The organism is Opitutus terrae PB90-1 (genome assembly GCF_000019965.1).
Classification (GTDB): Bacteria; Verrucomicrobiota; Verrucomicrobiia; order Opitutales; family Opitutaceae; genus Opitutus; species Opitutus terrae.
On record NC_010571.1, the window covers coordinates 1,723,331 to 1,737,660 of the forward strand.

11 protein-coding genes are annotated in these 14,330 nt (G+C 63.9%); 4 read left to right on the top strand and 7 right to left on the bottom strand.

Annotated features, from left to right (window positions below):
- Window positions 1–19 precede the first annotated feature (19 nt).
- Window positions 20–2,251, top strand: a complete 2,232-nt coding sequence (gene gnpA / locus OTER_RS06975; protein ID WP_044892247.1) for a 1,3-beta-galactosyl-N-acetylhexosamine phosphorylase — start codon at window positions 20–22, stop codon at window positions 2,249–2,251.
- Between the two features lie 308 nt (window positions 2,252–2,559).
- On the opposite strand, the gene OTER_RS06980 is transcribed toward gnpA, so the two are convergent.
- The 6 genes from OTER_RS06980 to OTER_RS07005 form a co-directional block, all read right to left on the bottom strand.
- Window positions 2,560–3,303, bottom strand: coding sequence for a carbon-nitrogen hydrolase family protein (locus OTER_RS06980; protein WP_012374201.1), 744 nt, complete (start codon window positions 3,301–3,303; stop codon window positions 2,560–2,562).
- Window positions 3,304–3,307: 4 nt separating this feature from the next.
- A complete protein-coding gene (locus OTER_RS06985) occupies window positions 3,308–3,607 on the bottom strand; it encodes a hypothetical protein (RefSeq protein ID WP_012374202.1) in 300 nt (99 codons plus the stop codon).
- Entirely contained in the window at window positions 3,604–3,822 is a 219-nt protein-coding gene (locus OTER_RS06990) for an addiction module protein (RefSeq protein ID WP_044891629.1), read from the bottom strand. Before OTER_RS06990 ends, OTER_RS06985 begins: the two co-directional genes overlap by 4 nt.
- Before the next feature lie 89 nt (window positions 3,823–3,911).
- On the bottom strand, window positions 3,912–4,610 hold the full coding sequence (gene araD / locus OTER_RS06995) for an L-ribulose-5-phosphate 4-epimerase AraD (protein WP_012374204.1): 699 nt from the start codon (window positions 4,608–4,610) through the stop codon (window positions 3,912–3,914).
- A 419-nt stretch (window positions 4,611–5,029) separates the two neighbouring features.
- Complete coding sequence (gene araA / locus OTER_RS07000; RefSeq protein WP_012374205.1) at window positions 5,030–6,544, bottom strand: L-arabinose isomerase; 1,515 nt, start codon at window positions 6,542–6,544, stop codon at window positions 5,030–5,032.
- 190 nt (window positions 6,545–6,734) lie between these two features.
- Window positions 6,735–8,396, bottom strand: coding sequence for a ribulokinase (locus OTER_RS07005; RefSeq protein WP_012374206.1), 1,662 nt, complete (start codon window positions 8,394–8,396; stop codon window positions 6,735–6,737).
- 410 nt (window positions 8,397–8,806) lie between these two features.
- Here OTER_RS07005 and OTER_RS07010 point away from each other — a divergent pair, with 410 nt between their 5' ends.
- Window positions 8,807–9,910, top strand: coding sequence for a LacI family DNA-binding transcriptional regulator (locus tag OTER_RS07010; RefSeq protein WP_012374207.1), 1,104 nt, complete (start codon window positions 8,807–8,809; stop codon window positions 9,908–9,910).
- 224 nt (window positions 9,911–10,134) lie between these two features.
- Here OTER_RS07010 and OTER_RS07015 read toward each other — a convergent pair whose 3' ends face one another.
- Window positions 10,135–10,998 carry a DUF72 domain-containing protein gene (locus OTER_RS07015; RefSeq protein ID WP_012374208.1) on the bottom strand — a complete coding sequence of 288 codons (864 nt, stop codon included), beginning with the start codon at window positions 10,996–10,998 and terminating at the stop codon, window positions 10,135–10,137.
- Between the two features lie 196 nt (window positions 10,999–11,194).
- Between OTER_RS07015 and OTER_RS07020 the strand changes: the two genes are divergently transcribed.
- A complete protein-coding gene (locus tag OTER_RS07020) occupies window positions 11,195–12,349 on the top strand; it encodes an aldose epimerase family protein (protein WP_012374209.1) in 1,155 nt (384 codons plus the stop codon).
- A gap of 99 nt (window positions 12,350–12,448) precedes the next feature.
- On the top strand, window positions 12,449–14,146 hold the full coding sequence (locus OTER_RS07025) for a sodium:solute symporter (RefSeq protein WP_012374210.1): 1,698 nt from the start codon (window positions 12,449–12,451) through the stop codon (window positions 14,144–14,146).
- Window positions 14,147–14,330: the final 184 nt, after the last annotated feature.

Consider the following 14,330-nt stretch of genomic DNA (forward strand, 5'->3'; position numbering starts at 1 on the left):
CCTGACACCTTTCTTGATGATGAGCACCACCACCACCGATCTCACGCGCGGCGACTTCACGCTTCCTGGCGAAGCGGGCTACGAGCAGCTGACGCTGCGGCTCGCGAAAAAATGGGGCGCGGACACCATCCGCGACTCCGACGGTACGCAGCTCTCACCGGAGATCGTGCAGGCGGGCTACGACATCTATTCGACGGTCTGCCTCGTGCGATCGGTGCAGCCGTGGGCACGGGAAAACCGTGACAAGCTGCAGCAGAATTTCCTGATGAGCTATCCGGTCGTGGCGGAGAAGGCCACGACGGCGATCACGCTGCTCAAGGGCTATTTCACCGAGCAGTTCGTGGTAAATTTCAAGGACAACCCGAAGCGGTGGTGGCAGGTGTTCGATCGTGCGACCGGGAAGGAGGTGCCAGCGCGCAAATGGAGCGCGAACGAGAAGAAGGGCATCGTCACGGTCACGGACACGGAGCCGGGGCACAGCTACACGGTGAACTTCCTGGTGTTTCGGATCTGGGAGGAGATCTCGATGTATAATCACCTCACCAACGATTGGGGTGATCGCGAGCATCTCGCCGCCGTCGATCCGATGCACCCGGAGACGCAGCAGGTGCTGCTCGCGTTTCTGGAGAAATGGCTGCGCGAGCACCCGGACACGAAGGTCGTCCGGTTCACGTCGATGTTTTATAACTTCTCCTGGTTCTGGGGCGCGGATCGCGCGACGCTGCGCGACGTCTACTCGGACTGGGGCGATTACGAGATGACGGTGAGCCCGCGCGCGTTGAAGCTCTTCGAGAAGCGTTACGGCTATCGGCTGACGTCGGAGGATTTCGTCAACGGCGGGCTCTACAACTCCACGCACAACGCGCCGTCGCGGCGTTACCGCGACTACATGGAGTTCATCCATGACTTCGTGATCGAGTTTGGCAGAAAGTGCATCGATCTCGTGCACCAGCACGAGAAGAAGGCGTATGTGTTCTACGACGATCACTGGATCGGCGTGGAGCCGAGCAGCGGGCGGTTTGGGGAGTTTGGTTTCGACGGGCTGATCAAGTGCGTGTTCAACGCGTTCGAGGTGCGGCTTTGCGCGCACTCGAAGGGCGTGGAGACGCACGAGCTGCGGCTGCATCCGTATCTTTTCCCGACGGGATTGAAGGGCGAGCCGACGTTCAAGGATGGCGGCAATCCCACGCTCGACGCGAAGAACTTTTGGATCGATGCGCGGCGCGGCATCGTGCGCGCACCGATCGATCGGATCGGGCTGGGCGGGTATCTGTCGCTGGTCGAGCCGTTCCCGGATTTTCAGGATTACATCGAACAACTCGCGAAGGAGTTCCGGCTGCTGAAATCGTTTCACGCGAGCGACCGCCCCTGGACCGCGCCGTTCAAGGTGGCGGTGCTCACCGCGTGGGGCGATCTGCGCGCGTGGACGTGTTCGGGGCATTTCACACCGGGCGTCGAGCTTTACGACGTGCTCGAGTCGCTCGCCGGACTGCCGCTCGACGTGCAGTTCATCAGCTTCGACGACGTCGTGAAGGCCGGCGTGCCGCGTGGCGTAAAGGTGATCGTCAACTGCGGTCGCGCCGGTACGGCGTGGAGCGGCGGACACTATTGGAGCGACCCGCGCGTCGAGGCGACGCTGACCGAGTGGGTGCGCAAGGGTGGTGCGTTGGTTGGCATCGGCGAGCCCAGCGCGCTGTCGCAGCCGGGCCGGAACTTTCGGCTGGCGCAGGTGCTTGGGCTCGATCGCGACCGCGGCGAGCGGATCGCGAACGGCAAATACAATTATGTCGCGCCGGCCAAAAACGCGCGGGGCGTCGAAGGAGTGACGGAGCACTTCATCACGGCGGACGTTGCGGGCGCGCTCGATTTCGCGAAGGACGTCGACGGCATCTTCGTGCTCGGCGGCGACACGCAGGTGCTGGCGGAGCGCGCGGGTGAGAAATCGCCGAAGCTGGCGACGCACGCGTTCGGCAAAGGCCGTAGCGTGTACTTCAGCGGCTTCAAGGTGTCGCACGAAAACACGCGACTGCTGCATCGCGCGATCGTGTGGGCGGCGGCGCAGGAAAGCGGCTGGAGCGTGTGGAGCTCGAGCAACGTGAAGACCGAGGCGACGGTGTTTCCGAAGGCGGGAAAGCTGGTCGTGATCAATAACGCGGGGACCGACGAGGAAACGGTCGTGACGCTCGGCGATGGAAAGACCACGAAACGCGTGAAGCTCGAGGCGCACGGCATCGCGATTCTGGAGGTGTGAGGGGGAGGGGTGTTGAGAGTTGAGTGTTGAGGGTTGAGAGCTGAAAGACGAAGCGGAACCAGAAGCAGAGTGCCCGCGAATCACGCGAATCGACGCGAACCAGGGAGAGCAGAATCAGACTGGAAAACCGGGTTGCCCACGGAACACACGGACGACACGGAAGGTGTAGCCGGGCTCGGTGAGCCCGGGCCGGGGTCAGCGACCCCGGCTACAACGCAAGACGCGGCGAGCGTCGCGTCTCCAGCTGAACCACGGGTTGGCGAATCGGTTCGCGCGAATTCGCGTGATCCGCGGGGTGAGCGGATTGGCTACAGCCGCACGACGGTGCCGCGCCAGTGGCCTTCGACTCGCGTGGCGATCACGAGCGCGTCGGCGCTGCGGTCGGCCCAGGCGAGCCGGCGGCCGGCGGGCGACCAGACGGCGCTTTTTCCGGCGACATCGTAGCCGCCGGTGGGCCGGTTGTAGTTGGCCATGACCGCCAGCATCCGATGACGCGCCGCGTGACCTGCGATCAGCTCGGCTTCGGCATCGTAACCGCGATGGGTGAGGCACACGCCGGCGGCGTAGATGTCGGCGCCGAGCGCGGCACAGGCGCGCGGATGCGACGCGTGCGTGAGGTCGGCGCAGATCGCGACGCCGATCTTGTGCGGATCCCACGGTAGCACGAGCGGCGTGCTGCCTGGCGAAAAATGACTCTCCTCACCGGGATGCAGGTGGATCTTGGCGTAGACGGCCACGCTGGCTGCGTCCGACAGCGCGAAGGCGCCGATGTGAGGCACCGGCTGCGCGGCGAGCGGGGCGCCGACGATCGCGGTGAGGTGGTGTTCGCGCGCAAGTTCGGCGAGGGGAGCGAGCCGTGGGTCGTCGCGCGTGAACGCGAGCTCGGCGGCGAGCGTCGGCTCGTAGCCGGTGAGCGAGAGCTCGGGAAACACCAGCACGCGGACGCCGTGCTGCGCGGCGGCGCGGATCGCGCGGGCGTGCGTTTCGATGTTCTTCGATACATCGCCGGCGACGGAGGCGATCTGGGCAGCGGCAATGGCGAAAGCGGACATGAGATCAACCAATCCGACGCAGCCTCTTCTCGATCGTTTTCGGGTCACGCCGGCAATCGAGCACAGCCTTCACCTTGGCGACGTCATTTAGCACGTCGTAATAGACGGCGAAAGGGAATACCCGTCCGAGCAACCGATATGCTCCCAAAACCCGATGATGGACACCGGCGTGGATGGTGAGCGAATCGATGTCCGCAAACAACGAATTCAGGAAATAGGTGCCGAGTCCGCGCTGTTGTTTCTCGTAAAAAGCAAAACCCTCGGCCAGGTCGCCCCGAGCGGAGGGCAGGATTTCGATTTTCACTGGCACCGCTCTCGAAGATCCCGTTTTGCATCCTCCCAGGAAACATACGCCTCTTTGCCCTCGGCTACACGCTGGTCGCGCTCACGGAGAACGGCGTCATGCCAAGCCGGCGACTCGAAAGACTCGGCCTTGCGGGTGAGATCGGCCCACAGGATCTCCATTGCACGCAATTTCTCTGCCGTGGTCATCTGATCGAGAGGAAGAACGGCGTCCATAGGCTCACGCTACCTGAACGCTCTACGTCGACAAGTCACAATCCGAGGCGGAGCAGGACGCGACGAATGGCGCGCTGGGGACAACGCGGCTACCTTTGTCCGTAGTACGCGCCGGGGCCGTGCTTGCGCTTGAAGTGCTTGTTCAGCAACTCGGGCTCGATCGTCGCGAGCGACGGATTCAGCTGCAGCGACATCAGCGCCATGTCGGCGATGCACTCGACGGCGACGGCCACCTCGACGGCTTTGGCGACGTTGTGCCCCCAGGTGAACGGCGCGTGGCGGTTCACGAGCACCGCGGGGAAATCCTGCGGATCGAGTTTCTGCTGCGTGAACAGCTCGACGATCACGTTGCCGGTTTCCCACTCGTAGGCGCCGCCGCCGATCTCGGCGGGCGTCATCTTCCGCGTCACGGGGATGTCGCCGAAAAAGTAATCGGCATGCGTGGTGCCAAAGATCGGGATGGCGCGGCCGGCCTGCGCGAACGCGGTCGCATGCGAGCTGTGCGTGTGCACGACGCCGCCGATCGACGGAAACGCGAGGAAAAGCCGGCGGTGCGTCGGCGTGTCGGACGACGGCCGCAACGAGCCTTCGACCTGCTTGCCGTCGAGATCGACGAGCACCATGTCGGCCGGCTTCAGCGCGGCGTAGTCGACGCCGCTGGGCTTGATGGCGAAGATGCCTTTCGCGCGATCGATGGCGCTGGCGTTGCCGAAGGTGAGATTGATCAGGCCCTCGCGCGGCAGCGCGAGATTGGCCTCGTAGGCTTCACGTTTGAGATCCTCTAGCATGGTAAAGTGATTTGCCCACGAAACCCACGAAAGGCACGAAAAGAAAAACCGAGACCGGCAGAGGCAGCCCGCGAATCACGCGAAGGGGCGCGAATATGACTGGCGAGGCAAACCTCAGACCTTTTCAACCACAGATGGACACAAATAAACACAGATCAAAGCGTGCCGTCATCTGTGTCCATTTGAGTCCATCTGTGGTTCAGTTCCGCTGGGAAGGAGTTGGCCTGTTCACAAGGACCTTGGCCCGCAAAGACCCTAAAAGCTGAAGTGCGAGCAAAGGTTTCGCGACAGGCGAACGGACGCTTGAAAGCGGAAGGCCCGGGAAACCGTCCCTGCTTTTGTGGTCCGCGTGTTTTGTGGTTTATCCGGATGGGAGCAATTCGCGTCGATTCGCGTGATTCGCGGGCGACTTGTCCGGCTCAAACCCGGATGCCTTGGGCGAGGTGGTAGTAGACCTCGTTGTTGCGCAGCGTCTGTTTGAACTCGCCGAGCTTCGTGTCGGCGTTGATCACCGCGAGCTCGATGCCGGCGATGTTGGCGAAGTCCTCGAGCATCTCGGTCGTCACGCTGTAGCTGTAGCCGGTGTGGTGCGCGCCGCCGGCGTAGATCCACGCCGCACAGGCGGTCTTGAAATCGGGCTGGCATTCCCAGACCGCGCGGGCGACGGGCAACTTCGGGAGCTTCGGCGTCTTCACGGCCGTGACCTCGTTCACGAGCAGCCGGAAACGGTTGCCCATGTCGATCAGCGAGGCATTGAGCGCGGGGCCGGCGGGCGCGTCGAACACGAGCCGGACCGGATCCTCCTTGCCGCCGATCCCGAGCGGATGAATTTCCAGCGACGGCTTGGTCGCGGCGATGGTCGAGCAGATCTCGAGCATGTGCGCGCCGAGGACCTGATGGCCCTTCGGGTTCATGTGGTAAGTGTAATCCTCCATGAACGAGGTGCCGCCATCCAGGCCTTCGCCCATCACCTTCATCGCGCGGAGCAGCGCGGCGGTTTTCCAATCGCCCTCGGCGCCGAACCCGTAGCCGTCGGCCATCAGCCGCTGGACCGCGAGTCCGGGCAGCTGGCGCAGGCCATGCAGATCCTCGAATGTCGTCGTGAAGCCCTTGAAGCTGCCCTCCTCGAGAAACGTGCGGAGGCCGAGCTCGATCCGCGCGCCGTAACGGAGCGAGTCGTGGCGCTTGCCGCCGCGGCGCAGCTCCTTCGCGACGGCGTAACGCTTCTCGTACTCGGCGCAGAGCTCGTCGACGTGGCGATCGTTGATGCCTTCGCTCGCGACCTTCGCGACCAGATCGCCCACGCCGTAGCCGTTGGTCGAGAAACCGAAGCGGAGTTCGGCGGCGACCTTGTCGCCTTCGGTGACGGCGACGAAACGCATGTTGTCGCCGAAGCGGGCGAACTTCGCGCCCTGCCAGTCGTGCCACGCGCGCGCGGCGCGCACCCAGGCGCCAATGCGTTCCTGCACCTCGGCGTCCGACCAGTGGCCGACGACGACCTTGCGGTTGAGCCGCAGTCGCGTGTGGAGGAAACCCGCCTCGCGGTCGCCGTGGGCCGCTTGGTTGAGGTTCATGAAATCCATGTCGATGTCGCCCCACGGCAGGTCGCGGTTGAACTGCGTGTGCAGATGGCAGAACGGCTTCTTCAGCGTGCTCAGTCCGCGGATCCACATCTTCGCCGGCGAGAACGTGTGCATCCACAGGATGAGCCCGGCGCAGTTCGCGTCGGAGTTCGCCTCGATGCAGAGGTTGGTGATCTCATCGGGCGTGGTGAGCAGCGCCTTGAAGACGATCTTCAGAGGAATCTTCTTTGAGGCGGCGAGGCCGGCGGCGACCTTTTGCGCGTTGGCGGCGACCTGCTTGAGCGGGCCGGGGCCGTAGAGATGCTGCGAGCCGCAGACGAACCAGATTTCGGGAGTGGCGAGGAGTTTCATGAGAGAGGAGTCCAGAGCTGAGAGTCTAGCGCTGAGAGCCGGACGAGTTGAGTGTTGAGAGATGAGAGTTGAGAGAGCGGAAGGCGGGAATTCGTAATCGTTCTCGTTCTCTTTCTCTCGGTCACACCGGTCGCGACGAACAGCCAAACCGAGAGAACGAGAACGATTACGAGAATGAGAACGATCAGGGTTACGCGCGCGCCGCGTCCTTGAGGGCGAGGAGGTCCTTCATCACGCGGCTGAGGTCCACCGACTTGTTCAGTCCACCGAAGGCGTCGTGGATCTGCCGGTAGAGCGCGTAGAGCTGGTCGTAGACCTTTTGGTTTTTCGGATTGGGCCGGTATTGTTTCTTCTCGATGCGCGTCATCTTCCGTTGCGCGGTGGTGAAATCGCGATGCGCGCCGGCCAGCACGGCGGCGCCGATGGCGGAGCCGAGCGCGCAGGCCTGGCTCGAGCCGGCGACCTGCATCGTGCAGCCGGTGACGTCGGCGTAGATCTGCATCAGCATCGGATCCTTGCGCGCGATGCCGCCGGCACAGACGACGCGCTCGATCGGCACGCCGTAGTCGCGGATGCGCTCAATGATGGCGCGGGCGCCGAACGCCGTCGCTTCGATCAACGCGCGGTAGATCTCGGCCCGCGTGGTGTGCAGGGTCGTGCCGAGCAGCAGGCCGGAAAGCCGCTGGTCGACGAGGATCGTTCGGTTGCCGTTGTTCCAGTCGAGCGCGAGCAACCCGCTGTGGCCGGGCGGCTGTTTCGCGACCTCGGCGGCGAGTTTTCCGTGCAGCGCGCCATCGCCCTGACAGATGACCTCGACCCACCATTTGAAAATGTCGCCAACGGCGGACTGCCCGGCCTCGATCCCGTAGTAGCCGGGGAGAATCGCGCCTTTGACGATGCCGCAGATGCCCGGGATGTCGGCGACCTGCTTGTCCGCGGAAACGACGCCGCAGTCGCAGGTGGACGTGCCGATGACCTTGACCAGGGTGCCTTCGGTCACGCCGCTGCCGATCGAGCCGTAGTGGACATCCATTTCGCCGATCGCGATCGGAATGCCGGCGCGCAGCCCGAGCTTTTTCGCCCAGGCCGGGCTGAGCTGGCCGGCGGGGACGGTGGCGTCGTGTGCTTTCTCGTAAAGGCGGTCGCGGAGGTCGGCGAGTTTGGGATCGAGGAGCGCGAGGAACTCCTTATCCGGCAGCCCACCCCATTCGTCGGCGTAGAGCGCCTTGTGCCCGGCCATGCAGACGCCGCGCTGAATCTGCCGCGGATCCGTCACGCCAGCGAGGACGGCGGGCACCCAGTCGGCGAGTTCGACCCACGAGTAGGCGGCGTCGAAGACCTTCGGGTCGACCGCGAGGCAGTGCCAGATTTTCGACCACCACCACTCGGACGAGTAGGTGTTGCCGCACTTGGCGATGTATTCCGGCCGGTGTTGCGCGGCGAGTTCGGTGATCTTCGCGGCCTCGCGCCAGCTGGTGTGGTCCTTCCAGAGCCAGCACTGCGCGTGGAGGTTTTTGGCGAACTTCTTCGCGAGCGCGAGCGGGACGTTGTTCGCGTCTACTGGAATCGGACTCGAGCCCGTGGTGTCCACGCCGATGCCGATGATCTGATCGGCCGAGAAACCGCGTTGCTTCCTCGCCTGCACGAGGGCGGCTTTGACCGCTTTTTCCAGGCCGAACAGGTAGTCGCCAGGATGCTGGCGCGCGAGGTTGGCGTCATGCTTGTCGAGCAGGATGCCTTGATGGCCGCTGGGATAGTTGACGACTGCCGAGCCGAATTCACGACCGTCCTGACAGCGGACGATCAATGCGCGGACGGAGTTGGTGCCGTAATCGAGACCGAGAGTGAACATGGGGTGGGGGATGAAGAGCCGAGAGCCAAGAGCTGAGCGTCTGGAGCGGAGGCCCAGAGCTCGGAGAGTTGAGGGTTGAGAGATGAGAGTTGCGGGGAACAGGGTCAACGCGGTGGGAGGCATGACCGTAAAGCGCCGCCGCGAATGGGCATAAAACCATGCGTTATATGCGGGCGGTTCCCGACAGGCTCGGACCGATCGCTCTCGTTCTCGTTCTCCTCTTCGGGGGGAGGCGAGAGGGGGGCGCGAGGGCGAGGGCAGGAGAGGGGAGAATGAGAACGAGAAAGAGAACGAGAACGGGGATGAAGATGATGGGCGCTGCGAAGCCGGAGGGGCGGGCAGCGGGTTTGCGGGCTTGCTTTACTTGACGGTTCGGTGGAACGGCCGAACAGTGTCCGCCGAACGTCCCCATGCCCCGGCCCACGCTCAACGACATCGCCCGTCAGGTGGGTTTTTCCAAGAACACCGTCTCGCTCGCGCTCCGCGGTGATCCGCAGATCCCCGAGGTGACGCGGGAGCGCATCCGACGGGTGGCAGACGAGGTGGGCTACCAGCCGAACGCGATCGTCTCGCACCTGATGGCGCAATTGCGCGCGAGCCGGACGACGCGGCTCCAGGCGAAGCTGGCGCTGGTCAATGCGAACCGCGATCCGGATGCGTTCCGGACCCATCCGACGATTCCGACGTATGTGGACGGTTGCGAGAGCCGGGCGGCGAAGCTGGGGTACAGCTTCGATCGGTTCTGGCTCCATGATCCCACCCTGAACGCGTCGCGTTGGCTGCGTATCCTGCTCACGCGCGGCATCAAGGGCCTGGTGCTCGTCGGGTTGATGGACACCAATCATCTGCCGGACGAACTTCGTGGCGTGTGGGAGCAGTTGCCGACGGTGGTGACGGGCGTGCGCACGCGGGATCCGGCGCTGTCATTCTGCTCCGTGGATCATCACAATCTCGCGCTGATGGCGTTCGAGCGGGCGGCGGCGCTGGGCTATCGCCGGCCGGGGCTGGTGCTGGACGACGTGATCGACGCGCTGGTCGAGCGGCGGTTCTCGGCCGGGTATTTCACCGGGCAGCGCACGCTGCCGCGCGCGCAGCACATCCCGATTTTCAGCGAGGTGGCGGCGGCGCAGCAGGATCCGGCGCGGTTTCACGCGTGGCTGAAGCGTTACGAACCCGACGTGGTGTTCACGCTCTACAACAACGTCCTCTCCTGGTTGAAAGCGGCGGGTCGGCGCGTGCCGCAGGATCTCGGCGTGATCCAGCTCGAGTGGCGCTCGACGCGGCCGGAGATCGCCGGGCTGAACCAGCACAATTTTGTGACCGGCGAGGCGGCGGTGGACATGGTGGTCAGCCAGATTCACAACAATGAGACCGGCGTGCAGGAGTTTCCGCGGGCGACGTTGATCGGCGCGACTTGGGTCGACGGTCCCAGCGTGCGGGAACAACGGGCTGGCGCGAGTGAGGCGCCGGCGAAACGGCGAAAGAAGGCGCAGAAGGAAACCGTGAAGATGTAGCCGGCCTCGCCGAGGCCGGCCGGGGTCGACGACCCCGGCTACAACCTTCGGGTGGCGAGACGGGACGAGGGCGTCGCTTCGGCAGGGGCGGGCGAAGCATCGCATCCATCGCGGCTAAGGAACGGTCCGCACGGCGGAGCCGCGCGACTACCAGCACCCTCGGTTGTGAAGCAGGACGGGACGAGGGCGTCGCGTCTCCACGCGAACCGAGGGTTTCGGCTGCGTCAGAGCAGCGAGAGCTGACCGCCGGCCTCCTCGTCGGATTCTGCGAGTGCCGGCGGGACCGGCTGGCCGAGCAGTCGGCGGAGCGCGAGCGCAGCTTTCGGGGCGAAGGCCGCGTAGTGGTTGTTCACGCTCACGTGCACGTGCTGCGCTTTGGCGGCGAGCGCGCGGATCCGTGCGGCGATCTCCTCGAGTTCCGCCAGCGGATAGTCGTAGTTGTGCCGCGCCTTGGCCCCGCCCGATGCTTTCAGATAGTCGGGGTTCCGGCCGTGGAGTCGCAGGTAGGCGAGTTCAGGCAGCGTGACTTCGTCGATGGGCGGCAAGACCGGCGCGGCGCGGAGCCGCGGCAGATCGAGCGCGACCCAGACGAACTTGCGCGACCGAAAGTAGGCGAGGGTGGAGGCGAGGGCGTCGCCTTCGACCCACGCGCGATCGCGCAACTCGACGGCGACCGGCGCGAGGCGCTGGAATTTCTCGGCGACGAGGTCGAGCTCGGCCAGTGAGTGGCGCGGTGGGCCGAAGCTCGGCGACAAAGTCAGGAGGAATGCGCCGAGCTTCCGGGCGGCGACGATGGGCTCGATCGAATTCAGGAAAACCTGCGGGAGATCGCCGGCCGCGGCGAGGGACGGATTTTCCGAAAACCGGCGCTCGAGTTTCACGTCGAAGAGAAAGCCGGCCGGAGTTTGCTCCACCCAGCCGGCGATCCGCTCGCGCGACTGGATCGAGTGATACGTGACGTTGAGTTCCAGCCGCTCGAACCACTTCGTGTAGTGGCTGAGACGTAGTTTCTCCGGGACGCTTTTGGGGAACAGCAGTCCAACATAGTCCTTGTCGCCCCAACTCCCGCAGCCGATCCGGATCGCCATGCCGGCACCGTGATACCGTCCGGCGCCCCCCGCAAGAAGCGGATGACGCGGCGGCGAGCGCGGGAGCGCCTTGGACCGAACTGTAATACTACATTCCCGCAGAGTTGGATTGCGTCGCGGTTCCGGCTGCCATTTTCTCCTCGCCCCAAACCCTCCCCCTCGCCGAGCCAAGCTCGGCGGCTGCTTTCATTCTTCCATGAAAAACATCCTGCGGCTGGTCTGTTCCAGTGTTGCTGTCCTGCAGCTTGCGGTTCCGCTGCTCACCGCGGCGCCTTCCTCTCCTGTCATTACCATGAAATCATTCGGTCAACTGCCGGACGGTCGGCAGACCCATCTGTACACGCTCGAGAACGCCAGCGGGTTTCGCGCCGACATCACCGACCTCGGTGGCATCGTCGTGAACCTGCTCGTGCCGGACAAGAACGGCCAGCTGGCGGACGTGTCGCTCGGCTTCGACAACGCCGCGCAGTATTTGAAGGAGTCGCCGTTTTTCGGCGCGCTGATCGGCCGCTATGGCAACCGGATCGCGCACGGGAAGTTCACGCTCGACGGGCAGACGTATTCGCTGCCGCTGAACGACAAGCCCGGTGACATCCCGTGCTCGCTCCATGGCGGCACGGTGGGCTTTGACAAGGTGCTCTGGCAGGGGCGCCCGCAGATCATCGATGGCAACCCGGCGCTGGTCCTCACCTATGTCAGCCGCGACGGCGAACAGGGTTACCCCGGCACGCTCACCGTCGAGGTCACCTATACGGTCACGCCAAAGAACGAGCTCCGGATCGATTACTCGGCGACCACCGACAAGGCGACGCCGGTCAACCTGACGAACCACACATATTTCAACCTGCACGGCGAGGGCGAGGGCACGATTCTCGACCACGTGCTGATGATGAAGGCGGCGAAGACCACGCCGGTGAACGCGGGGCTGATCCCGACCGGCGAGATCGTGTCGGTCGCGGGCACGCCGCTCGACTTCACGAAGCCACATGTGATCGGCGAACGGATCGATGCGGACAATGAGCAGCTGAAGTTCGGCGGCGGCTACGACCACAATTGGGTGCTCGACAACCAGGACGGGAAGCTCGCGCTGGCCGCCACGGTGCACGAGCCGCAGTCGGGCCGGTTCATGGAAGTGTTCACGACCGAACCGGGCCTCCAGTTTTACTCGGGCAATTTCCTCACCGGCGCGATCACCGGCAAGAGCGGGAAGAAGTATCCGCATCGCAGCGGGCTGTGCCTGGAGACGCAGCACTATCCCGATTCGCCGAATCAACCGGCCTTCCCGAGCACCATCCTGCGGCCGGGCAAGAAACTCACGAGCACGACGGTCTATCGTTTTAGCACCAAATAGTGCCACGTGGCGGGCGTATTCTGCGAAGGTGACGCGAGGCGGCTGCCAGCCCACCTGCTCCGCGGCGCCGCCGGTAATTTCTAGTTCCTCCGAAACATTATGCAAACCCTAGACTGGATCGTCATCACAGGATATTTCGTCCTCATCGGATGGGTCGCCTGGTATTACGGGCGACAACAGAAAGATGCGGTCGATTACTTTCTCGCCGGTCGCAACGCCGGCTGGGTGGTGATCGGCGCATCGATCTTCACCTCGAACATCGGCTCCGAGCACATCGTCGGGCTGGCCGGCCAGGGCGCGGCCACCGGCATGGCAATGGCCCACTGGGAACTGCACGCCTGGGTGCTGATCATGTTGGCCGGCTTGTTCGTGCCTTTCTATTACAAGTCGGGTGTCCAAACGATCCCGGAATTCCTCGAGAAGCGGTTCAACGCCCGCGCGCGGACGATTCTCTCCTGCGTCTCGTTGGTCGCCTATGTTTTCACGAAAGTCAGCGTGACGGTGTATGCCGGCGCCATCGTGTTCCAGGCGCTGCTGCCCGAAGTTACGATGAGCCTGTTGGGCGTAACGCTCGACGCATTTTGGATCGGGGCGTTCACCACCGTGATCATCACCGGCGTCTACACTGTTTTCGGCGGCATGCGGGCGATCATGTACACCGCCACTCCGCAGGCGGTGATCATCCTTTTTGGCTCGTTCGTGATCACGGCAATCGGGCTGAACAAACTCGGCGGCTGGGGCGAACTCGTCTCCATGGCGAAGAGCAACTCCGATCAGTTCGCGCTGTGGCGGCCGTTGTCCGACCCGCAGTTCCCGTGGCTCGGCGTGTTGATTGCCTCGCCGATCATCGGCATCTGGTATTGGTGCACGGACCAATACATCGTGCAGCGCGCGCTTTCGGCCAAGGATCTTGCCACCGCCCGGCGCGGCGCGCTGTTTGGCGGTCTGCTCAAAGTGTGGCCGGTGCTGATCTTCCTCATCCCTGGCATGATCGGCTGGGCGCTGCATCAGAAGGGGATCATTCATTTGCCGATGAAAATGGTCGGCGGTGTCGAGACGGGCGCGATCAATGGCGATTTGGTGTTCCCGACGCTGGTGAAAGAGCTGCTGCCGGTCGGCATTCGCGGCCTGATCGTCGCCTGCCTGCTCGCGGCGCTGATGAGCTCGCTCGCCTCGTTGTTCAATTCGAGCGCGTCGCTGTTCACGGTCGACATCTATGAAAAGCTGCGGCCGGGCAAGTCGCCGAAACACCTGCTGATGGTTGGCCGGGTCGCGACCACGGTGGTGGTCTTTCTCGGGATCGTCTGGATTCCGGTCATGGCGAAAATTTCCGGCGGCGGCTTGTATCAATACCTGCAGAGCGTGCAGGGGTATCTTGCACCGCCGATCACCGCGGTGTTTCTCCTCGGGTTGTTCTGGAAGCGACTCAACGCGAGCGGTGCCGAATGGGCGTTGGGTGTCGGGTTCGTGCTGGGCATGATCAAGCTCACCCTCCAAGGCTTCTTCGGCGCCGGGAAGATCGAAAACCCGGCGTGGCTCGCTTGGATCGGCGACTTCAACTTCCTCTACGCCACCGGCGTGTTGCTGGTCATCAGCGCGGTCATCATGATCGTCGCGTCATTCCTGACCGCACCGCAGCCGGAAGAGAAAACCCGTGGGCTCACCTACGGTTCGGTTCATCAACTCGCGGGAGAAGAGATCAAGAAGAGCTGGGATGCGGGCAACAAGTTCATGGCGGGCGCCATTCTGGTGCTGGTGCTGGGGCTCTACCTGTATTTCAGCTTCTGGCTCCGCTGATCTGAGAAGAAGGTCTTTTCGCCGGCCGCAGCCTCCGGGCTGCGGCCGTTTTTGTCTTTGGCGTTCGCACTGATGGCGACGAGGCCCAGCCATGGAGCTGGCGCACGACGGCCGCGGTGCGCGCCAGCATTACGGTGAAGTGGGTTTCGACTGGCGAACGCCGAGGGGGTGTTTCACTTGCTCA